Raw genomic sequence first — 24,396 nt, 5'->3', positions numbered from 1 at the left:
GGAAACTGCAGAAACTGCAGAAACTTGTTCTTTATTCAGCAGCCGGTTCGACCGCAGCAAGGCCGGCAGGCGCGGCGCCCAGATCGCGCGCTTCGTCAGCCCACATGATCGGAATGCCGTCGCGGATCGGATAAGCCAGTTTGTCGCCGTTGCAAATCAGTTCCTGGGCTTTTTTGTCGTACTCGAGCGGGCCCTTGCAAACAGGGCACACGAGGATATCAAGCAGTCGGGCGTTCACGGAGTTTCTCCACAATGTGTTCAGCCAGCGCGCCGTCTATGCGCGCCGTCACAGGCACGACCCAGATGCGGGGATCGTTTTTGATGGCCTTTATAGCCCTGCATTTTACTGCATCCTTCTCGGTGATCAGGATCACCGCCGCCGACATCGCGGCGAAGGGGTTGTGGGCAAAATCGTAATGGTCGGGCAATGCCACCCGCTCGAAGTTCAGGCCGGCCTGCTTCAGTGTCGTAAAAAAACGCGCCGGATTGCCGATACCCGCCACTGCGGCCACACCTTCGGCAGCGCTGAGCGACGCAAGCGGCTGGCGGCAGGTGCGGTCTTTCAGCAGCTCGACCTGATCGGTTTCAAGGCGCATCGCGAACGCGCCGGCCGGTGCTTCGCCGGCGGTACCGACATTGCATACCGTAAAGTCGCGCCGGCGCGAGGCCGGTTCACGCAGCGGCCCCGCCGGCAGCAACCAGCCGTTGCCGTTGCCGCGTGCATCGGACAGCACGATTTCAATATCGCGCGCCAGTGCGTAGTGTTGCAAGCCATCGTCCGAAACGATCACGTCGACTTCAGGATGCGCCGCCAGCAAAGCCTGCCCCACCGCCACCCGGCTGCGGCCGACCATCACGGGGCAACCGGCGCGCTCGGCGATCAGCAGCGGTTCGTCGCCGACCTCTGCGGCCTTCGAACCTGAAGTAACGGGACGCGCTTCAGCCTGCGCAGAACCATACCCACGCGAAATCACGCCAGGCGTATGACCGGCCTGGCGCAAGGCCTGCACCAGCCAGATGGCCAGCGGGGTCTTGCCGGTGCCACCGACGAAAACATTGCCCACCACCACCACCGGCACATCCAGGCGCGTCGCCTGTTTCAGGCCAACTCGGTACAGCGCGCGCCGCGTCAGCGCGACGGCGCCGAACAGCAGCGACAGCGGCCACAGCAGGCACGCGAGCCAGCCGCGCCGCAGCCAGGCGCGCGTCAGCGTCGATTCGAGGGAGGAAGGTGCGGACAAAGGTAGAGGCGCGCGTGCGGCTTACTTGCCGCCGGTCTGCGCAGCGAACGTGACCTTGGCGAAACCGGCCGTGCGAGCTGCTTCCAGCACGTTGATCACGGTCTGGTGCGCAGCCAGTGCGTCGGCATTGATGATCACCACCGGATCGGGCTTGCCGCCGCTGGTATCGGTATTGGCAGCGTTAGCCTGTACGGCGCTCTGCAATTCGCGCGCCAGTCCGGCCGCGTCGCGTGCAGCGATCTGGACGTTGTTGATGGCGTAGCGTCCTTGCGCGTCGACTGCGACGTTCAGTTCGAACGGCTGCTCCAGCGCCTTCTCGGCGTTAGCGGTGGGCAGGGTAATCTGCAAGGCGGTGAACTTGCTGTACGTCGTCGTGACCATCAGGAAGATGACGATCACCAGCAGGACGTCGATGAACGGGATCAGGTTGATCTCCAACTCTTCCCGCGCGCGGCCTTTGCGAAAATTCATGAGACTTCCTTTTTACTGGCGCGAGCCGTGCACGACGTCAACGAACTTGACGGCCTGCTGCTCCATGTCGACCACGAAGCTGTCCACCAGCGCGCGGAAGTGGCGGTAGAACACCAGCGACGGCATCGCGATCGCCAGGCCGAATCCGGTGTTGTACAGTGCGATCGAAATACCGTGCGCGAGCTGGGCCGGATTGGTGCCGGCGGCGTTTTGCGAGGCGAAGATTTCGATCATGCCGATGACCGTGCCGAACAAGCCCATCAGCGGCGCCAGCGAAGCAATGGTGCCGAGCGTGGTGAGATAGCGCTCGAGGCGGTGGGCGGCGGCCTGGCCGGCTTCTTCGATGGCTTCCTTCATGACTTCACGCGGCGCGTCGACGTTGCGCAGGCCGGCGGCGAGCACCTGGCCCAGCGGCGAATTCTGCTCCAGCTTGTCGATCACGTCGTCGTTGACGCGGCCGCTTTCATAGACGCGCACCACTTCCGGCAGCAGGTCGGCCGGCAGCACGCGCGAGCGGCGCAGGTACAGGAGTCGTTCGATGATCAGCGCGAGGCCGATGATGGAGGCGATCAACAACGGCCAGATCGGCCAGCCTGCGGCCTGGATGATTGCGAACAAGAGAGACTCCTTTAATACAATGATGTAATGACGAATGCTACCGGGTTAAACCCTGCTTCATTTTCCGGTGCAGAATGTAACGCGTTGCAACCCGCCGGGCAAGGCCAAGATACAGCGGTTGCAAAGGTTTCGCCGGACGCCGCAGCGGAACCGATTTAAAATCCTGTGCACTTTACCCACATTTCCTGTGCATAACTTTGTGAACAAGCGCTTTGCAATGATGCAAGCCCCTTGATTTCAAAGCTTTTTTCCATTCTGTACAGAAACCGTGCACTGACCTTACGCCAGCCAATGAACCACGACGATTTTTCCAGCCCCTCCCCTTCCGCCCCGCCGTCCGGCCCGCCCGTGCTCGCCGTATCGGCGCTCAACCAGGCGGTCGCGCGTGTGCTGGAGCGGACCTTTCCTCTGGTCTGGGTATCCGGCGAAATATCCAATTTTACCCGCGCGGCGTCCGGCCATTGGTATTTCACCCTGAAAGACGATGCCGCCCAGGTGCGTGCGGTGATGTTCAAGGGCCGCGCCCAGCATGCCGGCTTTTCGCCGCGCGAAGGCGACAAGGTCGAAGTGCGCACGCTGGTCACGCTGTATGCGCCACGCGGCGACTACCAGCTCAACGTCGAAGCGATCCGCCGTGCCGGCGTCGGCAATTTGTATGAAGCCTTCCTGCGCCTGAAGGAAAAACTCGAGAACGAAGGCCTGTTCCATCCCGATCGCAAACGTCCCCTGCCCGTCTTCCCGCGCTGCGTCGGTATCGTCACGAGCCCGCAAGCCGCGGCGCTGCACGACATATTGACCGCATTGCGCCGCCGTGCGCCGCACGTGCGCGTGATCCTGTATCCGACGCCGGTGCAGGGAGAAGGCGCCGGCGCGAAGATCGCGCGCGCCATCCAGATCGCGTCCCAACGCGCAGAGTGCGACGTGCTGCTGGTCGGTCGCGGTGGCGGCAGCATGGAAGATCTGTGGGCCTTCAATGACGAAGCCGTGGCCCGCGCAATTGCGGCGTGCCCGGTGCCGGTGATTTCCGGTGTCGGCCACGAGACCGATTTCACGATCGCCGACTTCGCCGCCGACCTGCGCGCGCCGACCCCGACCGCCGCCGCCGAGTTGTGCGCGACGCCGCGCGCCGAGTGGCTGGCGCAGGTACACAATCATGCCGCCGACCTCACGCGCGCACTCAAGCGTCGTCTCGCCGAGCATGGACAGACCGTCGACTGGATGTCGCGCCGGCTGGTCAGCCCTGCTTCCTACATCACACACGAACGCGTCAAGCTGCGCGCGCTGCAGGCCCGCCTCGAACACGCCACACGCACGCCGGTCACGCGTGCGCGCTACCAGTTGCAGCATCTGCAGACACGCCTGCAAAATCGCCTGCCCGACACCCGCGCTGCGCGTCTGCTGGTGGGCGGTCATCAACGCCGCATCGGCAATGCCGTCGCGCTGCTGGTGCAACGGCAGCGACAAACTCTCGCGGCACAATCGTCCCAGCTTGAATTGCTCAATCCGCAGCGCACGCTCGAACGCGGCTACGCCATCGTCACCGACGCCAAAGGCAAGGTCCTGCGCGCCCCCTCCGAACTGCAACCGCGCAGCAACGTCACGCTGCGACTGGCCGACGGCAGCGCCGAAGTCGGCATCGCCAGCGTGCAGCCGACACTGGACTGACACGGAATTCAAGGCGTATTGAGAATCATCCCTATTGACATGGCCAACGCCTGAATTTCCTACGTCAATTTAAGGCGTCCGACACCCGCAAAAGCCTGTCGCGAGGATGCAAAGAATCGCTATCCGCTTTAGAATCACAAACTCAGAATAAAAAATTCGTTTCAATCACCGATACCCGAAAGGATTCACCATGGCACATACCCTCCCGGCACTGCCTTATGAACTGGACGCACTGGCGCCAACCATTTCAAAAGAAACGCTCGAGTACCACTACGGCAAGCATCATCAGACCTACGTCACCAATCTGAACAACCTGATCCCAGGTACAGAATTCGAAAACCTCTCCCTCGAAGAGATCATCAAGAAGTCCTCCGGCGGCGTGTTCAACAACGCAGCGCAAATCTGGAACCACACGTTCTACTGGAACGGCCTGACGCCAAAGGGCGCCGGCGCTCCAAGCGGTGCACTGGCTGACGCCATCAACGCCAAGTGGGGTACCTTCGACGCCTTCAAGGCCGAGTTCACCAAGCAAGGCCTGGCCAACTTCGGTTCCGGCTGGACATGGCTGGTCAAGAAAGCCGACGGTACACTGGACATCGTCAACACCACCGGCGCCGGCACACCGCTGACCACCGACAGCAAGGCGCTGCTGACCATCGACGTCTGGGAACACGCTTACTACATCGACTACCGCAATGCACGCGCGAAGTATGCCGAAGCATTCTGGGGCATCGTGAACTGGGATTTCGTGGCGAAGAATTTCGCATAAGAAAACTCGGTTTTCGCATGTGAAAAAGCCTGCCAGCGTGCAGGCTTTTTTAATGCATACAATGAATACGCAGGCGCAACTGCCAGGGGCAAACAAGATGAAAGACGACAGGCTGGTCGAAATGAAGATCTTCAAGGCGGTAGCCGAGCATGGCGGCTTTACGGCTGCCGCGCTGGCCCTCGACGCCAGCCAGCCCTTCGTCAGCAAGACCATGAACAACCTCGAGCAGCGCCTCGGCGTGGCCCTGTTGCGGCGCTCCACGCGCCGCATCCACCTGACCGAAGAAGGCCAGGGTTTCCTCACCGCCTGCAACAAGATCATCGCCGAGATTGAGCAAGCCGAAGGCCTGGTGTCGGCCACCGGCGCAGCACCGGCGGGCGACTTGCGGGTCACCACCGCAACCTCGTTCGGCATGGACCAGATCGTGCCGCTGCTGCCCGAGTTCATGCAGACCTATCCGGGCATCCGTATCCGGCTGGCCTTGTCAGACACGCTGGTGGACCTCATCGGCAGCGGCTTCGACGTCGCCATCCGCATGGGGCAATTGCAGGACTCCATGTTGCTGAGTCGGAAACTCTGCCACCTGCAACGCATCGTCGTGGCAGCGCCGTCCTATCTCGCCCGGCACGGCACGCCAACCCGCCCGGAAGACTTGCACCGCCACAACTGCCTGCGCTGGGAAGCGCCGATGGATCATCTGAATCATTGGCCGTTCATGATCGACGGTGAACGCACCCACGTCGAAATTCAAGGCAATTTCCAGTTCAGCACCGGCATGACATCGGTCGAACTTTGTCTGGCCGGGGTCGGCCTGACGCGGATGGCGGAACACTTCGCCATTCCCGCCATCCGTAAGAATCTGCTGGTGCCGTTGCTGACCGATTTCCAGGCGCCTGACGATACCGCCATTTACGCGGTCTACGCCAAGGAACGCCACGTCCATCCACGCGTGCGCACCTTCGTCAACTATCTGCTGGAAAAATTCAAGCAACCGCCCTGGAAAGCGCCATAAAAAAGGGCGCTCCGGATTCGGAGCGCCCTCGCACAATGTTGCCGGCCTGCCCTATTTATCGAGACTCTTGGGCAGACACATGGTGATGATGCTGCCAGCCACCAGGAAGACGCCGATGACGTACATGCCGACCTCGGTGCGTCCCAGCGCCACGTTCAGCCATCCCACCAGGTAAGGGGAGACGAATCCCGCGATGTTGCCGAAGGAGTTGATGAAGGCCAGCGCCGCCGCTACCGAAGCGCCGACGAACACGCTGGTCGGCAATGCCCAGAACAGGCTGATGCACGAGTACACCCCGGCGGCGGCCAACGACAGACAGAACAAGGTCGTCGCCGGTCCGCCGTTGAGCACCATGGCCAGCGCCAGACCTACTGCTGCCAGCAACATGAAGGCGGCAAAATGTGCGCGGCGCTTGCCCGTCAGATCGGCGCTGCGACACGACAGGTACAGACATGCGGCGGCAACGATGTTGGGTATCGCCGAGTAAATGCCGATCCAGAACGGATCAAGCACACCCGAGCGCTTGATCAGCGAAGGCATCCAGAAGCCCACGGCATACAGTCCCATGATCAGGCAGAAGTAGATCAGCACGAACACCCACAGCTGCGCATTCCCGAGAAAGGCGCGGACGCTGCCGTGATCGATCTTGGTGGCGTTGTCGGCACGCAGGTCGGCGTCGATCTGATCCTTCTCCTGCTGGTTCAGCCAGGGCGCCTTGCGGAAATCGTCGATCAGAAAAAAGTACACCGCGACGCCCAGGATCAACGCAGGAATCGCTTCCACCAAGAACAGCCATTGCCACGCCTCAAATGGCGCCACGTGCTGGAAAGCGCTGAGGATCCAGCCCGACACCGGGCCGCCGATGATGAACGCCAGCGGCGCGCCCATCACGTAGATCGCCATGGCGCGCCCTCGCCGCCGCGCCGGAAACCACAGCGTCAGCAAGTACATGATGCCCGGCGCAAAACCGGCCTCCGCCACGCCCAGCAGGAAGCGTGCGATATAGAACTGCATCGGCGTCTTGACCAGCAGCATGCAGGCCGAGATGATGCCCCAGGTAATCATGATGCGGGCGATCCAGATGCGCGCGCCCACCTTGCGCAGGATCATGTTGCTCGGCACTTCGAAAATCAGATAGCCGATGAAAAAAATACCCGATCCCAGACCATAAATAGCATCGTCGAACTTGAGGGAATCGAGCATCTGCAGCTTGGCGAAGCCGACGTTGACGCGATCCAGATAGGCGACGAGGTAGCACAGCAGGATCAGCGGCAGCATCCGCCAGTAAGCTTTGCGATAGACGTTGCCGGCGAGATCGGCCTGCGCCAGGGCGGCGCCGGTGTAAGCGGTTGTCATGTGGTCTCCAGATGATTTTTACGGGCGCTTATCTTCGCGCCCTGTCTTATAGTCCCACCGTCGCTGCATGCCGCGACGGCGGGTAATTCAGCACAGATTTCAGCCTGCGATGCCTTAATCAAACAGGTCCGGCTGCGTGTGTGAGACTTCCGCAAACAGCGTCTGGAAATGCAACCAGCCGATGAATTCATTGCCCAGATGCTTGCGCGAGTATTCGGCGTTTTCCGGCGCGATGAATTTCGGCCGGATCGGTGCAGCCTCGGTCAGCAATTGCATGCGGCAGACATGGTCGAGAGCAATGAAATGCCAGCAAGCATCATCGATGCTGTGCCTGCTGGCCGTCAACAAACCATGGTTCTGGTGGATGACAGCCTTATTCTTGGCGAACGCCTTGGCGACAGGATTACCGGATTCTTCCGATACCGGCACCTTGCCGGCGCCGTCGGTCAGCACGGCATGGTCGCCGTAGAACATACAAGCGTCCTGTGTGATCGGATCGAGCGCGCGTCCCATCGATGCCCATGCGCCCCCGTGCACGGTATGCGCATGGCAGGACGCGACGATATCGGGATTCTCTTCATGGATGGCGGAATGGAGGATATATCCGGCATGGTTGATCGCATAGTCACCCTGAACGACTTTGCCGCGATGATCGACTTGCACCAGCATCGATGCTTTCACCATGGAAAACGGCACGCAGACCGGGTTAGTCCAGAACAGATCCGGAAACTCCGGATCGCGCACCGTCAGGTGGCCGCCGAAGCCAAAGCTGAAGCCATGCAGTGCAAACAGGCGGCAAGCGGCGGCGAGGCGTTCCTTGCGGTGCTGACGCTCGTCGGCCTTCGATGCAAAAACAGGCTCCTTGGGGAAAATAAGGCCTTCCTGTCGCGGTTGATAAACTGACTTATTTTTTGTCGCTTCCATTAACATGGTGATCTCCTCAATTGTCGAGAATTGATTATAGGATCGGACTTTCGAGGGATTATGCAGGCTGCGGGAATAGGACTTATGCCGCCTGAAGGGTAAATCGCCGACCGGCGCCGCAACGTCAATCAGGGAGAACATCATGGCCACCATTCATCTGCACAACGACGCCGGCTACGCGCAACGCATCCGCGCCCGCACCCATCAGTTGCAGGCGGACGAACCCGCCAGCAACGGCGGCACCGACACCGGCGCGGCGCCTTACGAATTGCTGCTGGCCGCGCTGGCCGCGTGCACCTCGCTGACCTTGCGCATGTACGCCGATCGCAAGGGCTGGGACCTGGGCACCATCCACATTGATGCGCGCTTTTCACGCGATGACTGCGGCCTGGAAAACATCGAGCGCACCGTCACCTTCGGCAATACGCTGACGCCGGAGCAGCTCACGCGCCTCGGTGAAATCTGCGAGAAGACGCCGGTCACCAAGACCCTGCGCGAAGGCACGCCGATACGCACGGCTTTTATATAAGACTTCGGCACAGCGAATTTTCGATATTTATTGAAATAAATCGTCAAAAATTATCTAAAACCGGCGATAAAACGAAGCAATAAAAACAAATAAATCGTTATTTATCAACAACTTATACTTATCATCGAATAATTCGATGATAGTACGCCAATCTTTCCGTTTTTCTTTTCATTTTGCCCCGCGCATACTCCGTTCTGTCCACTTAATCATGCAAACAAGAAGGCAGTTTTCCAAGGTGGAAAACGCCCTTGCCTGCACTAACCGACGGAGAAAAACATGCTTCAAATTCGCAAAAGCAACGAACGCGGTGTCGCCGATCACGGTTGGTTGAATTCGCACCATACATTTTCGTTCGGTCATTATTACGATCCGCAACAACTGGGCTTCGGTCCGCTGCAAGTGATCAATGAAGACCGCGTCACGCCCGGCATGGGCTTCGGCACGCACGGCCACAGCGACATGGAAATCATCTCCTATGTCCTCGACGGCGCGCTCGAACACAAGGACAGCATGGGCACAGGTTCGGTCCTGCACTACGGCGACGTCCAGCGCATGAGCGCCGGCAGCGGCGTGCGTCACAGCGAGTTCAACCACTCCAAGACGGAGCCGGTGCACTTCCTGCAGATCTGGATTCAGCCGAACGTGAAGGGTATCCCGCCAAGCTACGAAGAGAAGAATTTCACTCCGGAGCAAAAGCAGGGCCAACTGCGCCTGATCGCTTCGTCCGACGGTCGCGACAACTCGGTGCTGATCCATCAGGACGCTTCGATCTTCGCCTCGATCCTGAACGGCGACGCCAAGCTGGAACATGCATTGGGCGCCAAGCGTCTGGGTTATGTCCACCTGATCCGCGGTCAGCTGACCGTCAACGGCACCCAGCTGTCGGGCGGCGACGCGCTGAAGATCAGCGCAGAAAGCCTGATCACGTTTGAAAAGGCCGAAGCAGCGGAATTCCTGCTGTTCGATCTGCCTTACTAAAACCACAGAAACACCGACGCGCTGCACTCCCTGCAGCGCGTTGTCTTACCGTACCCATACAAGGAAAACATCATGGCAAACATTCTGTTCATCAATAGCAGCGCCCGCAACAGCGGTTCGATCTCGCGTCAGGTCGCAGGCGAATTCGTCGCCAAGCTCCAGGCTTCGCAACCTGGCAGCGTAGTTGTCGAACGCGACGTCGCCGCCAATCCTATCCCGCATTTGGATGAACAAAAACTGGGCGCCTTCTTCACGCCGGCCGACAAACGCAGCGCCGAGCAGCAAGCACTGGTCAAGGTCTCCGAAGAACTGATCGCGGAAGTCAATGCCGCCGACATCATCGTCATCGGCGCACCGATGTACAACTTCTCGATCACCTCCACGCTGAAGACCTGGATCGACCACGTGGCGCGTGCCGGCGTGACCTTCAAGTACACCGAATCCGGTCCGGTCGGCCTGATCCAGGGCAAGAAGGTTTACGTGTTCACTTCGCGCGGCGGCGTCTACAGCGAAGGTCCGGCCAAGGTGATGGACTTCCATGAAACCTATCTGCGCGCCGTGCTGGGTTTTATCGGCATGTCCGACATCACCTTCGTCCACAGCGAAGGCCTGGGCATGGGTGAAGCGGCTGTTGAAAAAGCCATCGCACAAACTCGCGAAACCATCGGTACCCTGGTCGCGGCATAAACTGCCGGTCCAATAAAAAAGCGCGACGGCCACAAGCCGTCGCGCTTTTTTTACGTCCGCAAGATCTACAGACCGCCGTCGGCGATCTGCGACAGCATGCGATTGAGGACTCCGGTCTCGCGCATGCGCTTGAGCCACCAGGTCAGCGCAGCGCCGTCTTCGCCGACGCGCCAGGCCAGCGAGAAGGTTTCTTCCGCGCGCGGCTGTTCGACTTCCTTCGCGATCAACGCACCGGAGGCGATGGACTTCTGCACGCACGGCTCCGGCAAGAATCCGAAACCCACGCCGGCCAGCTGCAAGGCATATTTGCTGCGCATGTCCGGCACCGTCAGGGTGTCCTGTCCGAACAGCAGGCCGACGGTGCGCGGCGGCATCTTGCGCGCCGAGTCGGCAACGCTGATGGCGCGGTAAGGATGCAGGTCGGCCTTGCTCAGGACCTTGTCCATCTTCGCCAGCGGATGATGCGGCGCCACCACGAAGACAAACTTTACCGTACCGATCTGCTCCGCCACATAGCCGCCGCCTGCCGGTCCTTCACCGGGCGCGGCAATCAGCAGGTCGACGCGGCGATCGAGCAAGGCTTCCCAGGTGCCGGCCAGCGACTCGCGCGCAATGCGCAGGCGCGTACGATCAGCCACCTGATAAAACGCCACGATGTCAGACTCCAGCGATGCCGCCGAGTAGAGCGAATCGAGGCCGATGGTGAATTCGGTTTCCCACCCGGAGGCGACGCGGCGCACGCGATGCTCGAGGTCTTCCGCCGCCTTGAGCAAGTAGCGGCCCTCCTTCAGCAATTCTTCACCGGCGCGTGTGAGCACGACCTTGGGTCCCTGCCGGTCGAATACCTGCACGCCGAGGTCCTGCTCCAGCTTCGACACCGTATAGGAAATCGTCGACGGCACCCGATGCAGCTCCAGCCCGGCGGCGGAAAACGAACCGCGCCGGTCGATCGCATCGAGAATCAACAGGGCATCGAGACTGATTCTGAACATGGATTATTTCCGCAGAAAAGAGAGAGCGAACGCCGCTCAGGCTTCGATCGAATAACCCGCCGCCACCCAGGCGTCGATGCCGCCGGTGAGCGGGCGCACGCGCTTGTAGCCGCGCCGCATGAGTGCTTTGGCGACCAGTGCGGCCGAGGCTTCGTTGGGGCAGGCGCAATAGACGATGACCTCATCTTCCATCGGCGCCTCGAACGCGAAGGTCTGGATCTCCTGGTTGGAAATCGTCAGCGCGCCGGGGATGCGGCCGATCTGCTGCGAGGCCGGCGAGCGCACGTCGACGATGGTCGGACGCACTCCGCTCTTGAGCAGGCCATCGAGCTCGCTGACCGAGATGCGCGCCATTTCCAGCGACTTGCGGAAGCGGCGGCGCTGCCACCATTTGCTGGCGACGAAGACGGCGAAGCCGATCAGCACCAGCATCATGCCGTATTGACCGAGTTCGGCCAGTACGCTCAGTACATCGTCAATGGCGGTGTTGAACAGTGCACCGAGAAAGATTGCCAGCCCCGACCACAAGGCTGCACCGACGCCGTCGTACAACAGGAATTTGCCGCGCGAGGTGCCGACGGTGCCGGCCAGCGCACTGGCGATCGAAGCGAAACCGGGAATGAATTTGGCGACCAGCAGCGAACGTGCGCCCCAGCGCGAATAGATCGATTCGGTCTGGCGTACGCAGGAATCAGGGGAAAGGGAAATGCGGCACAGTGTCGACATGATGCGGCGACCGTAACGGCGACCGGCCATATACCAGACATAGTCGGCGATCAGCGCGGCGACCACCGCCACCAGCAGCAGCAAGACGATGGGATACTGCCCGCGCCAGGCCAGCGCCCCGGTGATCACCAGCGTCGGATAAGCAGGAATCGGCGCGCCCAGCTGCTCGGTCAGCACGTTCAGGAATACGATGATCAGACCGTACTGTTCAATCAGGTGATACAAATAGCTCATCGCTGTTCCACTGCCTTTCGCCTTGTCGGCCTGCCCTGCTTGCTGCTGTTTTTATCGTTCGAATTACCCCAAGCGCACATTATAGGTCGAAGCGGGTCGAAGCGAATCGGAGCAGGCTTCAGGCCTTGCCTGCCTGCGTGGCAGATGTCGCCCTGAATTCAGCCACGATCATCGCCATCAGGATAGCAACCGGCAATAACAGCGCGAAGAACAATGCCTGGCGATAAGCAAAGGCACCGCCGATCGCCCCCACGCCGAACGCCACGATAGGCCAAAAGAACTTGATGCAGCGCTGGCGTACAGCGTCATCCGCGGCACCGCGCACAATATCGGTCACGTCGATGACCAGTTGCGTGACGTTGCCGGTCATGACGGTAGTTGGCGCCGCCTGCGGCAAAATCAAGCGGGCAGCGGCGTTCTGGATGCCCATGGCAGCGGCGCCGAACATGCCTGCCAGCAAGGCGGCGGTGGCGCGGGCATCGGCCACCCCGACCGGCGCAATGCTCTGGCCGAAGCCCATGAACGCCAGCAGGAACATCAGTTGCAGCATCAGCACCCAGGGCAAGGCCGGCTTGCCGCTGCGCTCCAGCGCAATCACTACCAGCCGCGTCATGACCACCGACAGAATGAAGGCGGGAAAAGCCAGAAACTTGATCAACACGCCGTGCGAGGGATTCGCCAGTTCACTGCCGATCAGCACGAAGTTGCCGGTGACGTGGGCGGTGAACAATCCGAACAAGGCGACGAAGCCCAACGTATCCACATAGCCCGCCAGGAAACTCATGGCGATGCCCTGGCAGGTGGCGCGATTCAGATAACGCAATCCGGCGGGGCGGACGGGACTATTCAGCGCAGCCATATCAATCCTCGATTTTTTGTGCGAGAGCAGCGTCAATCGAATAACGGCCGGCGCCCATCAAGGCGATGCTGCCGAACACGATCATCAGCAACCAGCCGAACTGGCCTTCCGCCACGCTCCAGTCGGGATGCACCAGGAACATCGATACGCCCAGCAGCACCAGCACCGCTGCGCTGGCCAGCCGCGTCAGGATGCCGGGCACGATCAGCACCGGGCACAGGACTTCGGCAAAGATGGCGAAGCCGAGCGTGAAGGCGCGGCCGACGTGCAGCGGATCGTCGATGTGCGCCAGCTCGCCGGCGAAGTTGATGATCTTCGGCAGGCCGTGCACGTACAGCAGCAGCAAGGCGCCGCTCAGGCGCAGGAACAGCAGGCCGAGGTCCTGGGCCGGCGCCCACAGCAGGCGCAGGAACAAATTTTCTTTTACGGTTGATGCAGTGTGAACTGTTTGCATGTCGATTCTCCTTGATCAGAAATGTCCTGCCAGCACATAGCCGGCAAGCACGTAACCCAATGTCATTGCCACCACCAGCGAAGCACCGACCGGTGTCGGCGGCGTCGGCGACGGCAAGCCGAACCAGCGGCAGACGGCGCCGATCAGCGTGCCCAGCACGGCGCCCGTGAACAGCGCGCTCATGCTTGCACCTCAGCTTGCTTTGCTTTCGCATCCTTGGCGGCCAGGTAACGATCCACCAGCCAGTAGCCGCTGCTCATCATGAACACCAGCAAGGCGCCGCTGAGAACCGGCGGCGACGGCACCGGGATTTGTGCAAGGTGGCAGCAGAAGCCGACCACGAAAGAGAGCAACAGGCCCCAGATGATTTTGGAATAAGTCATGTTCATTCTCCGATCAGAACGCGAAGCAGCTGCAACCGAGCGCGCCCCAGAAGCCTGAGAAATTCGACGCCGGCACCGACGAGCGGCGCGCGACATCGTGCGAGTGTGCATGCACGTTGCAAGCGCCTGCGCATTGATGCGGCAGAATCGAACGGCGTTGTTGTTGCTGGCTCTGCGTGCCCGACTTGCGTGCACTGTAGTGGCCCGGCACGTTCTTCACCGGCGACCAGTCCGGCAGCACCGGGATGGCCGGCGGCGCCAGCGGGTCGAACTCATCGGCGCCGTAGACGATCTTGCCGCCGACCACGGTCATGACCGATTCGATGGCCTTGATATCTTCTTCGGCGACACTGAAGAAGTCGGCCGACAACACCACCAGGTCAGCCAATTGGCCTGCCTTGATGCGGCCCTTCTTGTCTTGTTCATTGGAGAACCAGGCACTGCCTGCGGTCCACAGTTCCAGCGCGGTTTCACGCGGCAAGCCGGCTTCGGCCAGTTGCAGACCGCCCACGGTCTTGCCCGAGACCAGCCAGTACAGCGCGGTCCACGGGTTGTAGCTGGCGACGCGGGTGGCGTCGGTACCGGCGCCGACCGGCACGCCCATGTCCAGCATGCGCGCCACCGGCGGCGTCGCCTTGGCGGCTTCCTTGCCGTAGCGGTCGACGAAATATTCACCCTGGAACGCCATGCGGTGCTGGATCGCCAGGCCTCCGCCGAGTTCGCGCACGCGCTCGATGTTGCGCGGCGAGATGGTTTCAGCATGATCGAAGATCCAGTGCAGGCCGTTGAACGGAATGTCGCGATTCACTTTTTCGAAGACGTCGAGCATGCGGCTGATCGATTCGTCATAAGTCGCATGCAGGCGGAACGGCCAGCGGTTGGACACCAGATGGCGCACGACTTTTTCGAGTTCGTCTTCCATGCCTGCGGCGAGTTCGGGACGCGGCTCGAGAAAGTCTTCAAAGTCGGCCGCCGAGAACACCAGCATTTCGCCGGCGCCGTTGTGGCGATAGAAGTCGTCGCCCTGCCCCGGCTTGATCATGTCGGTCCAGCGCTGGAAGTCGCCCAGCTCCTTGCCCTTGTTCTGCGTGAACAGGTTGTAGGCGATGCGGACCGTCAGCTGCTGCTCGCGCGCCAGCTGGTCGATGATGGCGTAGTCTTCCGGATAATTCTGGAAGCCGCCGCCGGCGTCGATCACACTGGTGACGCCGAGGCGATTGAGTTCGCGCATGAACTGGCGCGTCGAATTGACTTGCTGGTCGAGCGGCAGCGACGGGCCCTTGGCCAGCGTCGCGTACAGAATCATGGCGTTGGGACGGGCGATCAACATGCCGGTCGGATTGCCGGCGGCGTCGCGCTGGATCTCGCCGCCCGGCGGATTCGGGGTGTCCTTGGTGTAACCGACGGCGCGCAGCGCAGCCTGGTTGAGCAAGGCGCGGTCGTACAGGTGCAGGATGAACACCGGGGTGTCGGGGGCGGCGGCGTTGATTTCTTCCAGCGTCGGCATGCGGCGCTCGGCAAACTGGAACTCGGTCCAGCCGCCTACCACGCGCACCCACTGCGGATGCGGTGTGCGCAAGGCTTGCTCGCGCAGCATGCGCAAGGCATCGGCCAGCGAAGGCACGCCTTCCCAGCGCAGTTCCAGGTTGTAGTTGAGGCCGCCGCGAATCAGGTGGATGTGCGAATCGTTCAGGCCCGGCACGACGCTGCGGCCGTTCAGGTCCACCACTTTGGTGGCGTTGCCGCGATGGCGCATGGCGGCTTCGGCGTCGCCGACGGCCAGGAACTTGCCGTCCTTGATCGCCACGGCGCTTGCCAGCGGTTGTGCTTTGTCGATGGTGTGGAAATTTCCGTTCAGCAGAATCAGGTCGGCGCTCATGTTCACTCCTGGGATTGTTCGTTGGCGTTGTGTTGTCAGGGGAGGTCTAAAACTACGGGATCCCGTTCGTGGGGGAAGCGGGATCCCGGAAATACGTGCCGAAGAATTAATGGCCTTCGGAAGCGTTGAACATGGTCTTGGCGTAGATCAGGCCGAGGCCGTAGGCGCCGCCGTTGGCGATCGCGGTGGTGACGGTTTCATTGTAGGTCTCGGTGCGGGCCCAGTCACGTTGCAGTTCGAGCAGGTATTGCAGCGACGTCATCGGACGTGCGCCCAACTGGATCATGCGTTCGACGGCGCGTTGATGCGCTTCATTCGACACGTCGCCGCTGGCGTCGGTGATCACATAGACTTCAAAGCCCTGGTCCAGCGCCGACAGCGCAGGTCCGACGATGCATACCGAGGTCCACAGGCCGGCCAGCACGATCTTTTCCTTGCCGATGGCGTTGACGCGGTCGGCGATGCGCGGGTCTTCCCAGGTGTTCATGCTGGTGCGGTCGATCACTTCTTCGTTCGGGAACACCGATTTGATTTCATCAAACATCGGGCCGGAGAAGGATTTTTCGGCAACGGTGGTCAAAATCGTCGACACCTTGAATTCCTTGGCGGCCTTGGCGACCAGTGCGACATTGTTGCGCAGCGTGACCATGTCGATCGAATGGGTCGCAAACGACATTTGCGACTGATGGTCGATCATGATCAGCGTGTGGTTGGTTGGGTTCAACAGTGTCTTGCCTGGTTGTGCTTTTGCGATTGCCATGATGTTCTCCTGAGGTTATTGACGATTAATTCGATAAGGGTGAGTGCTTCGTTGGTGTCCGTCTTTGTCTGTGCCGTTCACCATGGAGCGAAGTATGGGCGAACGATGCGGGAAAGAAAAACGGAAAGAATGACAGTCAATCATCGAAATATTCGAAAATAGAAACAGAGGCGTTCAGGGCCGTCGATATTTGCCTCAGGCGCAATAAAGCTTTGCCTTGCACCGTATTTTTGCAACAGCACTTTGCCCGCATACTGCTGTCCATGGAGTAAGCACCGCAAGCCTCCCTCCCTTGCGCGCCGGCCATGTCGCGCGCCCATCTCACTTACCAAGGAATTCCATGAGCACCATTCCCGCATTCGGCCTCGGCACCTTCCGCCTGAAAGACCAGCAAGTCATCGACTCCGTTACCAACGGCCTCGAACTCGGTTATCGCCACATCGACACCGCGCAGATCTACGGCAACGAAGCCGAGGTCGGCCAAGCCATCGCCGCCGCCGGCGTTGCGCGCAAGGACTTGTTCGTCACCACGAAGATCTGGACCGACAACCTCGGCAAGGACAAATTGATCCCCAGCCTGAAGGAAAGCCTGGCCAAACTGCAGATGGACCAGCTCGACCTGACGCTGATCCACTGGCCCGCGCCCAACGACAGCATCGCCGTCGCGACCTACATGGAAGCGTTGGCCGAAGCCAAGGCGCAGGGATTGACCCGGCTGATCGGCGTGTCGAACTTCACCATCGCGCATCTGCAGCAAGCCATTGACGCCGTAGGGGCTGCAGAAATCGCCACGCTGCAGATCGAGATCCATCCCTTCCTGCAAAACCGCAAGGTGGTCGACTTCGCGCGCAGCCAGGGCATCCACCTGACGGCCTACATGCCGCTAGCTTACGGGAAGGTCATGACGGACCCGACTATCATCGGGATCGCCAAGGCGCACCAGGCCAACCCGGCCCAGATTGCACTGGCCTGGTCGCTGCAACAAGGCTTTGCGACGATTCCGTCGTCGACTAAACGAGTCAATCTGGAAAGCAACCTGGCAGCGCAAAACATCCGCCTCAGCGACGCCGAGATGGCCGCCATCGCAAGGCTGGACAAGGGTGAGCGCCTTGCCAATCCGGACTTTGCGCCGCAGTGGGATTGATGCTGACTTGACGCATTGCTTGCGCCTGCGTGGCGCAAGCCTCCTCCCATTCCCGGCCCGGCAAAAACGACGCTCTGGAATTTTTTATTTTAAATTGCTTGCAATTTAATTTTCATCAATCTATTATTCGTTCCATGCACTGCTCCTCACCCCAACGAGGCAAGCGCATGCATGACTTGTTTCATTTGCCAAAGCATCAAATATATTGCACACAATTTAATTGCTCGAATACAAAACCCCGCCCCCGAAAGGAAACATCATGAAATCGATCAAACAACTGCTTGCCCTCAGCACCATCGCACTCGCCGCCGCTTCGGCCGCCCAATCTGCATCGGCCGCCTCCGTCGAACCGCAAACCCAGGGTTTCCTCGACGCGCTGGCCGCCGCCGGCGGTCCTCCGATCTACACGCTGACACCTGAACAAGCACGCAACCTGCTGGCCGGCGCACAGTCCGGCAAGGTCGCCAAGCCGGCTGCCGACATCGAAGACCGCGTGATCCCGGTCGGGCCGACCGGCAGCACCCGCATCCGCATCCTGCGTCCGCAAGGCAACAAGGAAACGCTGCCGGTAGTGATGTACTTCCACGGCGCCGGCTGGGTGATGGGCGACGTCAACACGCACGATCGCCTGGTGCGCCAGATAGTCGACGGCGCCAAGGTTGCCGTGGTCTTCGTCGACTACGACCGCTCGCCGGAAGCGCGCTATCCGATCGCCATCGAACAGGACTACGCCGCGACCAAATACGTCGCCGAACATGCTGCGGAATTCAACGTCGATGCGAACCGCCTGGCGATTGCCGGCGACAGCGTGGGCGGCAACATGACTGCGGTCGTGAGCCTGCTGGCCAAGGAACGCAAGGGTCCGGCGATCAAGTACCAGGTGCTGTTCTATCCAGTGACCGACACCAATTTTGAAAACGGTTCGTACAACCAGTTTGCCAACGGCCCATGGCTGACCAAGGAAGCGATGAAGTGGTTCTGGAACGCCTACCTGCCGGCCGGCGCCAACCGCAAGGATCCGCATATCGCACCACTGAACGCGACGCTGGAACAGTTGAAGGATCTGCCGCCGGCACTGGTCATCACCGATGAAAACGACGTGCTGCGCGACGAAGGCGAAGCCTATGCCGCCAAGCTGGCCAAGGCCGGCGTGCCGGTGACGCAGGTGCGCTACCTCGGCACCATCCACGACTTCGTCATGCTCAATGCGCTGGGTGATACCCCTGCGGCGAAGAGTGCCGTCGATCTCGCAACCTCCAGCCTGCGCAAGGCGCTGTCCAAATAATGGGGCAGCATCGCTGAAACAAAAACGCCCGCTTCATCAACGTGAAGCGGGCGTTTTTGCGTGAAACGGAAAAAGCGGTTTATGCAGGAACCGCCACCGGCTTGTCATGCTGGTGCCCCTTGATGCGCAACACCATCACCGCACCAACCAGGCAAGCGACTCCCATCAGCATCGACGAGGCCGTGTAGTCGCCGAGGTTGGCGCGCATGAAGCCCGATATCGTGGTGGCGGCAGCGGCGCCGAGCTGGTGACCGGCAACGATCCAGCCGAACACGATCGGTGCAGCCAGACGGCCGAATACATCATTGGCCAGACGCACGGTCGGCGGCACGGTGGCGATCCAGTCAAGACCGTAGAAGATCGCGAACACGGTCAGGCCGAAATAATCGAGGCCGAACGCATACGGCAGAAAGATCAGCGCAATGCCGCGCAAGCCGTAGTACCAGAACAGCAGCACGCGCGGATTGAAGCGATCCGACAGCCAGCCGGACAAGGTCGTGCCGACCAGATCGAGCATGCCCATCGCCGCCAGGATGCTGGCGCCGCCGACTTCGGAAATGCCGTAGTCGTTGCACATCGCGATGAACTGCGTACCGATGTAGCCGTTGGTGCTCATGCCACAGACGAAGAAGCTGAAGAACAGCAGCCAGAAATCGCGCACCTTCATCGCCTGGCGCAACGCGTCGAACGCGATCGCCAGCGGATTGCGTTGCTTCACCGCAGCATCGTCCGGCGCATCGGCCGCCTGGCCGTAACGACGCAGACCGACGTCGGATGGACGCTCCGGCAGGAACAACGCCACCAGCGGCACCGCCACGGCAGCGACGATCGCCACCAGGAAAGCCACCGAACGCCAGCCGTAATGCTCGACCATCGACGCCATCAGCGGCAGGAACACCATCTGGCCGGTAGCCGCGCTGGCGGTCAGCAAGCCCATCGCCAGGCCGCGGCGCATTTCAAACCAGCGGCTGACAATCGTTGCGCCCAAGGTGTTGGCGGCGACCCCGGTACCAGAGCCGACCAGCAGACCCCACGTCATCACCATGTGCCACGGCATCTGCATCAGCGTGCTCAGTGCAGTGCCGATCGACAGCAGCACCAGTGCACCCATCACGACGGGGCGAATGCCGAAGCGTTGCATCGCGGCTGCGGCGAACGGGCCGATCAGGCCGTACAAGGCGATGTTGAAGGAAATCGCCAGCGAGATGGTGGAACGGTTCCAGCCGAATTCATGCTCCAGCGGCAGGATCATGACCGACGGCGTGGCGCGGATGCCGGCCGAGGTCAGCAGGACGAGGAAGATCACGGCGACGACCACCCACGCATAACTGAAACGGTGCGAGGTGCGCTGCGCGATGGCTTGAGTGACTTTATTCATGACGCTCATTCAAAATAATGGTGAATAAAAAACCATCAATGCGGCAAGGCATTGATGGTGCTTGTATTAAAACTGTATTGAAACCGTCTGCCCGATTGGCGGGATCAGGCTTCCTGCAATTTGTCGTAAGCCTCGTCGATCATGCCGGACAGGGCTGCATGCAAATCCTCGCCGAGCAGGCCGTCAATCTCCAGCTGCGCCTGCACCCAGTTGGGACGAGCCTTGGCCAGCTTGGCCTTGCCTGCGTCACTGAGGCCGAGTCCGAACGAGCGCTTGTCGACATGTTCGTCTGGCGGCATGTCGATCGTGGCGATCCAGCCGGCCGTCATCAGCGGTTTGATGTTGCGGCTCAAGGTGCTGCGATCCATGCCCATTTCCGCGGCCAGACGCAGATTGGCGATCGAGCCGTGCTTGCCCACCCTGCTCAGCAACGAATACTGGCTGATGGTGAGTTCGTCCGGCAGCAGATGACGGTCGTATATAGAAGTGATCCGCCGCGTCAGCCGACGCAGGCGGGTACAGGTGCACTGGTTAAACATGAAGCTCCGGCCTATTTAAACGATCCAAATAAATGCATATGCATCAATGTATATGCATACTAATGAGCGAAGAGAGGGTTGTCAAGCGCGTGCGTTGAAACCGGACAAAAAAATGGCGTCGCAACAACGACGCCATGGAGACAACCGAAACAGGTGAATCAAGCGCTGCGCGCAGCGGCCTTCTTGCGCGGCGCCTTTGCAGGCTTGGCAGGAGGCGCAGCTTCCGGCGTCGCTGCCGCATCGTTGGCAGCAGCTTCGGCGGCCCGTTCGCGGGCAAAGTTGATGCGCGCCTTCATGCCTTCGTTGGCCTGCGGCCCCGGCGCAAACACGAAATCAGGTGAATTCAGGCGCTTGCCGCTCTTGCCGTCGATCATCACTGGTTCCGCCACTTCGCCCGTGGTCGAATCGATCAGCAGCACGCTCGGGCCTTCCGGCGCAAAATGCTTGTTGCCCCAGGTGTTGAGCGCGACCAGAATGGAGCGGAAATCACGTCCCAGGTCGGTCAGGATGTATTCGTGGCGCGGCGGCCGTTCGCTGTACTGGCGGCGCTCCAGCAGGCCGGATTCGACCAGCGAGTTGAGGCGGCGAGTGAGCATGTTGGGCGCGATGTCCAGGCTCTTCTGGAACTGGTCGAAGCGGGTCAGCCCGTGCAGCGCATCGCGCAGGATCAGGATGCTCCACCATTCGCCCACGCGCTCAAGCGTGCGGGCTACCGGGCACTGCATGTTGCCGAAGCTTTTACGTTCCATGGACAAGTCCCATCTGGCTGGCTATCATTCGGATGAACAACTAACTATCATTTTGCAATCTACATTATAAAACAAGTCAAGGGAGACCGCCAATGTCTGTCAATTTGATGTATCTGGAAGACTTTACGCCGGGTCAAAAATTCAGCCACGCCGCCGACGAGGCATTGAGCGCCGATGCCATCAAGGCGTTCGCCGCCAGCTACGATCCGCAACCTTTCCATCTCGACGAGGCCGCTGCAGCACAAAGCTTTTTCGGAGGACTGGCCGCAAGCGGCTGGCATACCGCGGCGCTGACCATGCGCCTGCTGGTGAAAACCCTGCCGATCCATGGTGGCATCATCGGTGCCGGCTTTGAAGAGTTCCGCTGGCCGCGCCCTACCCGTCCGGGCGACCGCTTGCATATCGAGGTGGAAGTGCTGGAACTGAAATTCTCTCAATCGAAACCGCAACAGGGCTTCCTCAAGCACCGCGTCACCACCTTCAACCAGGACAACCAACCGTTGCTGGTCATGACCGGCAACCTGCTGGTGCCGCGCCGTCCGCCGGCTTAATTATTAATTGTCGAAGATGAACTGCGTGGCCTTGTCAGCCGACAACGGCCGGCCGTAGAAATAGCCCTGGATTTCATCGCAGCCCCAGGCGCGCAGCAATTCGCGCTGGGTCACGGTTTCCACGCCTTCGGCGATCACCGACAAGCCGAGATGGTGACCGAGGTTGATGACTGCCTGCACGATCGCCGCGTCTTCGCTGTTGGGGCGCAGGTGGCGGATGAAGGACTGGTCGATCTTGAGCTTGTCGATCGAGAAACGCTTGAGGTAAGCCAGCGATGAATAACCCGTCCCGAAGTCATCGATCGCCAGCGTCAGGCCGCGCTTGCGCAGGTCTTCCAGCAACTCGATGGTGCGTTCGACATCGCGCATGACGATGCCTTCGGTGATTTCCAGTTCGATGAAGGACGGATCGATCATGCTTTCGGCGAGCGTCGTGGTGACGCGCCGCAGGAAGGATGGATGATGGAACTGGCGCGGCGAGATGTTCACTGCGATGACGAATTTGCGCGGCGTCTCCAGGCTCCAGATCTTGGCCTGGCGGCATGCTTCGGCCAGCACCCAGTCGCCGATCGGCACGATCAGGCCGGACTCTTCGGCCAGCGGAATGAAGTCGGCCGGCGAGATCAACTCGCCGTTGCGGCGCCAGCGCACCAGCGCCTCGAAGCCGACCAGGCGATCATCCGCCAGCCCTTGCTGCGGCTGGAAATGCAGTTCCAGCTCATTGCGTTCGATCGCATGGCGCAGTTGTGCTTCCAGCGCCAAGCGTTCTTGCGCGCGCGTGTTGAGCGCATTCGAATACTGCACGAAGCAATCGCCGCCGGCGTCGCGCGCGGCCTGCAGCGCCGCGTCGGCGTTCTGCAGCAGGTGCGCCGGTTCGGCGCCGTCGCGCGGATACTCGGCGCCGCCCATGCTCATGCTGGAAAAAATCTCATGCTGGCCGAACTCGAACGGTTGGCGCATGTATTCCTGCAGGCTCGACAGGGCCTCCTGGAAGCTGAGGTTGTCGCCGTTGGACTTGTACAGGATCGCCACATTGGCGCCGTTGAGGCGGAACACTTCACCGCCGTGACGTTCGGCCGCGCGCTTGATGCGGGTCGCCATTTCCTGCATCAGACGATCACCGAAGGCGTGACCGAGGCCGCCGACGACGCGCTCGAAGCGGTCGATCATGCCCAGCACCACCGTATGCGGCTGATCTGCCATGGTCTTGAGCCGACGCTCGAACGAGCCACGGTGCGCCAGGCCGGTCAGAGGATCATGCGCCGCCTGGAAGGCCAGCACGTTCTCCGAACGGAAGCGCGCCCACACGTGATACATCATGAACAAGGCGGTCAGCAGCATACCGACACTGTAGATATGCACCAATCGGGTAATCTCGTCGACGCCGCTGTTGGCGAGGTCGCCCACTTCATATATCCCGGCTTCGACGTCGTGCTTGGCCGTGCCGAGCAGGCCACGGATGTTGTTGGTCTTGACGTTGAGTTCGCCCAGCAGCAGGCGCGCCTTTTCCCGGTTGACCGGCGGCGCCAGCATGATCTTCTCGAGCGCCGGTCCCATCGCCAGCACGGCGTCATAGTTGCTGCGCAGGCTACCCATCTGGGCCGCCTGCTGCAAGTCGCGCCGCACGTAATCGAAGTTGTCGGCCATTTCTTCGCCGGCCTGGGTTTCCAGTGTGTCGAAGCGGTCGCGGCCGATCGACGCCACATAGTATTTGTTCAGCGCCAGCTGGTAACGCAGCAGCGCGCTTTCAAAATCGGACAGGTGGCGCAGCGTGGGGATTTTTTCCTGCAGCAGCGGCGTGGTCGACGCGCGAATATCCTTGGCCGTGCGCGCCATCGCGAAAAACAGCACGATGCCGGCGGCGATCACGACCACCAGCAAACCGTAAATCGCCCAGCGATAAGGTCGGCTGACCACTTGCATACTTGAACCCCAGCGAAGAAAAACCGCCCCCCGGAAACAGCGCCGCGCATGCGTGAACGTGGTGATGAACATCTGCTGATTGCGCGCATCCGGCCACTGCCATCTTGTGCGGCGCGGCCCTGCGGCATGTCAGGTCGATGTCATTTCCCGCTCCCCGTCATCACGACAACGTGATTCCCTGAGTCAGACTGAATCGTTTTATGGGCAGGCGCTGCGAGCGCCTGCAATATTGCTTTTTTGCCATCGGACATGATGCGTCTTTTTTTATTATCGGCAGCGCAGAAAATTAT

Annotated in this window: 27 protein-coding genes; 9 read left to right on the top strand and 18 right to left on the bottom strand. The window is 60.7% G+C overall.

Translation table 11 applies throughout. From position 1 onward, the window contains the following. Positions 1-31: 31 nt before the first annotated feature. The 4 genes from ACIROY_RS09615 to ACIROY_RS09600 are packed head-to-tail and all read right to left on the bottom strand — an operon-like array spanning position 32 to position 2,330. Positions 32-238 carry a Trm112 family protein gene (locus ACIROY_RS09615; RefSeq protein WP_402274916.1) on the bottom strand — a complete coding sequence of 69 codons (207 nt, stop codon included), beginning with the start codon at positions 236-238 and terminating at the stop codon, positions 32-34. After that, a complete protein-coding gene (gene lpxK / locus ACIROY_RS09610; protein ID WP_402274914.1) occupies positions 219-1,241 on the bottom strand; it encodes a tetraacyldisaccharide 4'-kinase in 1,023 nt (340 codons plus the stop codon). The genes ACIROY_RS09615 and lpxK overlap by 20 nt, the downstream gene beginning before the upstream one ends. 21 nt (positions 1,242-1,262) lie before the next feature. Further along, entirely contained in the window at positions 1,263-1,712 is a 450-nt protein-coding gene (locus tag ACIROY_RS09605; RefSeq protein WP_402341370.1) for an ExbD/TolR family protein, read from the bottom strand. Positions 1,713-1,724: 12 nt separating this feature from the next. Beyond that, a complete protein-coding gene (locus ACIROY_RS09600) occupies positions 1,725-2,330 on the bottom strand; it encodes a MotA/TolQ/ExbB proton channel family protein (protein ID WP_402274909.1) in 606 nt (201 codons plus the stop codon). A 291-nt stretch (positions 2,331-2,621) separates the two neighbouring features. Between ACIROY_RS09600 and xseA the strand changes: the two genes are divergently transcribed. The 3 genes from xseA (at position 2,622) to ACIROY_RS09585 (ending at position 5,776) form a co-directional block, all read left to right on the top strand. Then, positions 2,622-3,995 carry an exodeoxyribonuclease VII large subunit gene (gene xseA, locus ACIROY_RS09595; RefSeq protein ID WP_402341368.1) on the top strand — a complete coding sequence of 458 codons (1,374 nt, stop codon included), beginning with the start codon at positions 2,622-2,624 and terminating at the stop codon, positions 3,993-3,995. A 190-nt stretch (positions 3,996-4,185) separates the two neighbouring features. Beyond that, positions 4,186-4,764, top strand: coding sequence for a superoxide dismutase [Fe] (sodB, locus tag ACIROY_RS09590; RefSeq protein ID WP_053196434.1), 579 nt, complete (start codon positions 4,186-4,188; stop codon positions 4,762-4,764). A 97-nt stretch (positions 4,765-4,861) separates the two neighbouring features. Further along, complete coding sequence (locus tag ACIROY_RS09585; RefSeq protein WP_402274904.1) at positions 4,862-5,776, top strand: LysR family transcriptional regulator; 915 nt, start codon at positions 4,862-4,864, stop codon at positions 5,774-5,776. Positions 5,777-5,827: 51 nt separating this feature from the next. On the opposite strand, the gene ACIROY_RS09580 is transcribed toward ACIROY_RS09585, so the two are convergent. Next, positions 5,828-7,132, bottom strand: a complete 1,305-nt coding sequence (locus tag ACIROY_RS09580) for an MFS transporter (RefSeq protein ID WP_402274902.1) — start codon at positions 7,130-7,132, stop codon at positions 5,828-5,830. 114 nt (positions 7,133-7,246) lie between these two features. Then, positions 7,247-8,062, bottom strand: coding sequence for a class II aldolase/adducin family protein (locus ACIROY_RS09575; RefSeq protein WP_402274900.1), 816 nt, complete (start codon positions 8,060-8,062; stop codon positions 7,247-7,249). A 136-nt stretch (positions 8,063-8,198) separates the two neighbouring features. Here ACIROY_RS09575 and ACIROY_RS09570 point away from each other — a divergent pair, with 136 nt between their 5' ends. The 3 genes from ACIROY_RS09570 to ACIROY_RS09560 all read left to right on the top strand — a co-directional run bounded on the left by ACIROY_RS09570 (position 8,199) and on the right by ACIROY_RS09560 (position 10,250). Next, the gene (locus ACIROY_RS09570; RefSeq protein WP_402274897.1) at positions 8,199-8,585 is read left to right on the top strand and encodes an OsmC family protein; all 387 of its coding nucleotides are present in this window, start codon (positions 8,199-8,201) and stop codon (positions 8,583-8,585) included. 276 nt (positions 8,586-8,861) lie between these two features. Further along, positions 8,862-9,563 carry a pirin family protein gene (locus ACIROY_RS09565; protein WP_116436677.1) on the top strand — a complete coding sequence of 234 codons (702 nt, stop codon included), beginning with the start codon at positions 8,862-8,864 and terminating at the stop codon, positions 9,561-9,563. Positions 9,564-9,635: 72 nt separating this feature from the next. Then, entirely contained in the window at positions 9,636-10,250 is a 615-nt protein-coding gene (locus ACIROY_RS09560; RefSeq protein ID WP_402274893.1) for an FMN-dependent NADH-azoreductase, read from the top strand. Positions 10,251-10,315: 65 nt separating this feature from the next. On the opposite strand, the gene ACIROY_RS09555 is transcribed toward ACIROY_RS09560, so the two are convergent. The 8 genes from ACIROY_RS09555 to ACIROY_RS09520 form a co-directional block, all read right to left on the bottom strand. Then, the gene (locus ACIROY_RS09555; protein ID WP_402274890.1) at positions 10,316-11,242 is read right to left on the bottom strand and encodes a LysR substrate-binding domain-containing protein; all 927 of its coding nucleotides are present in this window, start codon (positions 11,240-11,242) and stop codon (positions 10,316-10,318) included. A gap of 36 nt (positions 11,243-11,278) precedes the next feature. Beyond that, the gene (locus tag ACIROY_RS09550; RefSeq protein WP_402274887.1) at positions 11,279-12,202 is read right to left on the bottom strand and encodes a rhodanese-like domain-containing protein; all 924 of its coding nucleotides are present in this window, start codon (positions 12,200-12,202) and stop codon (positions 11,279-11,281) included. A 118-nt stretch (positions 12,203-12,320) separates the two neighbouring features. Then, on the bottom strand, positions 12,321-13,061 hold the full coding sequence (locus tag ACIROY_RS09545) for a YoaK family protein (protein WP_402274885.1): 741 nt from the start codon (positions 13,059-13,061) through the stop codon (positions 12,321-12,323). Between the two features lies 1 nt (position 13,062). Further along, positions 13,063-13,515 carry a DoxX family protein gene (locus ACIROY_RS09540; RefSeq protein ID WP_402274883.1) on the bottom strand — a complete coding sequence of 151 codons (453 nt, stop codon included), beginning with the start codon at positions 13,513-13,515 and terminating at the stop codon, positions 13,063-13,065. 15 nt (positions 13,516-13,530) lie between these two features. Next, positions 13,531-13,698 (bottom strand): DUF1427 family protein, encoded by a 168-nt coding sequence (locus tag ACIROY_RS09535; RefSeq protein ID WP_016836256.1) that lies wholly within the window; start codon positions 13,696-13,698, stop codon positions 13,531-13,533. Then, entirely contained in the window at positions 13,695-13,898 is a 204-nt protein-coding gene (locus ACIROY_RS09530) for a DUF1427 family protein (protein WP_402274881.1), read from the bottom strand. Before ACIROY_RS09530 ends, ACIROY_RS09535 begins: the two co-directional genes overlap by 4 nt. 13 nt (positions 13,899-13,911) lie before the next feature. Beyond that, positions 13,912-15,777, bottom strand: coding sequence for an amidohydrolase (locus tag ACIROY_RS09525; protein WP_402274879.1), 1,866 nt, complete (start codon positions 15,775-15,777; stop codon positions 13,912-13,914). A 106-nt stretch (positions 15,778-15,883) separates the two neighbouring features. Next, positions 15,884-16,537, bottom strand: a complete 654-nt coding sequence (locus ACIROY_RS09520; RefSeq protein ID WP_402274877.1) for a hydrolase — start codon at positions 16,535-16,537, stop codon at positions 15,884-15,886. A 340-nt stretch (positions 16,538-16,877) separates the two neighbouring features. Between ACIROY_RS09520 and dkgB the strand changes: the two genes are divergently transcribed. Both dkgB and ACIROY_RS09510 read left to right on the top strand, forming a co-directional pair. Further along, positions 16,878-17,681, top strand: coding sequence for a 2,5-didehydrogluconate reductase DkgB (gene dkgB, locus ACIROY_RS09515; protein WP_402274875.1), 804 nt, complete (start codon positions 16,878-16,880; stop codon positions 17,679-17,681). Positions 17,682-17,940: 259 nt separating this feature from the next. Next, positions 17,941-18,966, top strand: coding sequence for an alpha/beta hydrolase fold domain-containing protein (locus ACIROY_RS09510; protein WP_402274872.1), 1,026 nt, complete (start codon positions 17,941-17,943; stop codon positions 18,964-18,966). A gap of 79 nt (positions 18,967-19,045) precedes the next feature. On the opposite strand, the gene ACIROY_RS09505 is transcribed toward ACIROY_RS09510, so the two are convergent. The 3 genes from ACIROY_RS09505 to ACIROY_RS09495 all read right to left on the bottom strand — a co-directional run bounded on the left by ACIROY_RS09505 (position 19,046) and on the right by ACIROY_RS09495 (position 21,632). After that, a complete protein-coding gene (locus ACIROY_RS09505) occupies positions 19,046-20,344 on the bottom strand; it encodes an MFS transporter (protein WP_402274869.1) in 1,299 nt (432 codons plus the stop codon). Positions 20,345-20,448: 104 nt separating this feature from the next. Beyond that, a complete protein-coding gene (locus tag ACIROY_RS09500) occupies positions 20,449-20,883 on the bottom strand; it encodes a MarR family winged helix-turn-helix transcriptional regulator (RefSeq protein WP_402274867.1) in 435 nt (144 codons plus the stop codon). Between the two features lie 158 nt (positions 20,884-21,041). Further along, positions 21,042-21,632, bottom strand: coding sequence for a winged helix-turn-helix transcriptional regulator (locus ACIROY_RS09495; RefSeq protein ID WP_402274864.1), 591 nt, complete (start codon positions 21,630-21,632; stop codon positions 21,042-21,044). Positions 21,633-21,724: 92 nt separating this feature from the next. On the opposite strand from ACIROY_RS09495, the gene ACIROY_RS09490 reads away from it, so the two are divergent. Continuing rightward, positions 21,725-22,183 (top strand): MaoC family dehydratase, encoded by a 459-nt coding sequence (locus ACIROY_RS09490; RefSeq protein WP_402341366.1) that lies wholly within the window; start codon positions 21,725-21,727, stop codon positions 22,181-22,183. Positions 22,184-22,186: 3 nt separating this feature from the next. On the opposite strand, the gene ACIROY_RS09485 is transcribed toward ACIROY_RS09490, so the two are convergent. Beyond that, a complete protein-coding gene (locus ACIROY_RS09485) occupies positions 22,187-24,106 on the bottom strand; it encodes a putative bifunctional diguanylate cyclase/phosphodiesterase (RefSeq protein ID WP_402274859.1) in 1,920 nt (639 codons plus the stop codon). Positions 24,107-24,396 lie beyond the last annotated feature (290 nt).

It is taken from the genome of Herbaspirillum sp. NPDC101396 (assembly GCF_044767365.1).
Lineage (GTDB): Bacteria > Pseudomonadota > Gammaproteobacteria > Burkholderiales > Burkholderiaceae_D > Herbaspirillum.
This window is presented reverse-complemented; position numbering and strand designations above follow the sequence as displayed.

Bases quoted from the DNA above. Each gene is read 5' to 3' on its own strand.
- ACIROY_RS09565 (WP_116436677.1), top strand. From the start codon at position 8,862: ATGCTTCAAATTCGCAAAAGCAACGAACGCGGTGTCGCCGATCACGGT.
- xseA (WP_402341368.1), top strand. From the start codon at position 2,622: ATGAACCACGACGATTTTTCCAGCCCCTCCCCTTCCGCCCCGCCGTCC.
- ACIROY_RS09505 (WP_402274869.1), bottom strand. From the start codon at position 20,344: ATGAATAAAGTCACTCAAGCCATCGCGCAGCGCACCTCGCACCGTTTC.
- ACIROY_RS09495 (WP_402274864.1), bottom strand. From the start codon at position 21,632: ATGGAACGTAAAAGCTTCGGCAACATGCAGTGCCCGGTAGCCCGCACG.
- ACIROY_RS09605 (WP_402341370.1), bottom strand. From the start codon at position 1,712: ATGAATTTTCGCAAAGGCCGCGCGCGGGAAGAGTTGGAGATCAACCTG.
- ACIROY_RS09580 (WP_402274902.1), bottom strand. From the start codon at position 7,132: ATGACAACCGCTTACACCGGCGCCGCCCTGGCGCAGGCCGATCTCGCC.
- ACIROY_RS09555 (WP_402274890.1), bottom strand. From the start codon at position 11,242: ATGTTCAGAATCAGTCTCGATGCCCTGTTGATTCTCGATGCGATCGAC.
- ACIROY_RS09520 (WP_402274877.1), bottom strand. From the start codon at position 16,537: ATGGCAATCGCAAAAGCACAACCAGGCAAGACACTGTTGAACCCAACC.
- dkgB (WP_402274875.1), top strand. From the start codon at position 16,878: ATGAGCACCATTCCCGCATTCGGCCTCGGCACCTTCCGCCTGAAAGAC.
- ACIROY_RS09510 (WP_402274872.1), top strand. From the start codon at position 17,941: ATGAAATCGATCAAACAACTGCTTGCCCTCAGCACCATCGCACTCGCC.
- ACIROY_RS09560 (WP_402274893.1), top strand. From the start codon at position 9,636: ATGGCAAACATTCTGTTCATCAATAGCAGCGCCCGCAACAGCGGTTCG.
- ACIROY_RS09500 (WP_402274867.1), bottom strand. From the start codon at position 20,883: ATGTTTAACCAGTGCACCTGTACCCGCCTGCGTCGGCTGACGCGGCGG.
- ACIROY_RS09570 (WP_402274897.1), top strand. From the start codon at position 8,199: ATGGCCACCATTCATCTGCACAACGACGCCGGCTACGCGCAACGCATC.
- ACIROY_RS09485 (WP_402274859.1), bottom strand. From the start codon at position 24,106: ATGCAAGTGGTCAGCCGACCTTATCGCTGGGCGATTTACGGTTTGCTG.
- ACIROY_RS09525 (WP_402274879.1), bottom strand. From the start codon at position 15,777: ATGAGCGCCGACCTGATTCTGCTGAACGGAAATTTCCACACCATCGAC.
- sodB (WP_053196434.1), top strand. From the start codon at position 4,186: ATGGCACATACCCTCCCGGCACTGCCTTATGAACTGGACGCACTGGCG.
- ACIROY_RS09585 (WP_402274904.1), top strand. From the start codon at position 4,862: ATGAAAGACGACAGGCTGGTCGAAATGAAGATCTTCAAGGCGGTAGCC.
- ACIROY_RS09575 (WP_402274900.1), bottom strand. From the start codon at position 8,062: ATGTTAATGGAAGCGACAAAAAATAAGTCAGTTTATCAACCGCGACAG.
- ACIROY_RS09535 (WP_016836256.1), bottom strand. From the start codon at position 13,698: ATGAGCGCGCTGTTCACGGGCGCCGTGCTGGGCACGCTGATCGGCGCC.
- ACIROY_RS09540 (WP_402274883.1), bottom strand. From the start codon at position 13,515: ATGCAAACAGTTCACACTGCATCAACCGTAAAAGAAAATTTGTTCCTG.
- ACIROY_RS09545 (WP_402274885.1), bottom strand. From the start codon at position 13,061: ATGGCTGCGCTGAATAGTCCCGTCCGCCCCGCCGGATTGCGTTATCTG.
- ACIROY_RS09530 (WP_402274881.1), bottom strand. From the start codon at position 13,898: ATGACTTATTCCAAAATCATCTGGGGCCTGTTGCTCTCTTTCGTGGTC.
- ACIROY_RS09490 (WP_402341366.1), top strand. From the start codon at position 21,725: ATGTCTGTCAATTTGATGTATCTGGAAGACTTTACGCCGGGTCAAAAA.
- ACIROY_RS09550 (WP_402274887.1), bottom strand. From the start codon at position 12,202: ATGAGCTATTTGTATCACCTGATTGAACAGTACGGTCTGATCATCGTA.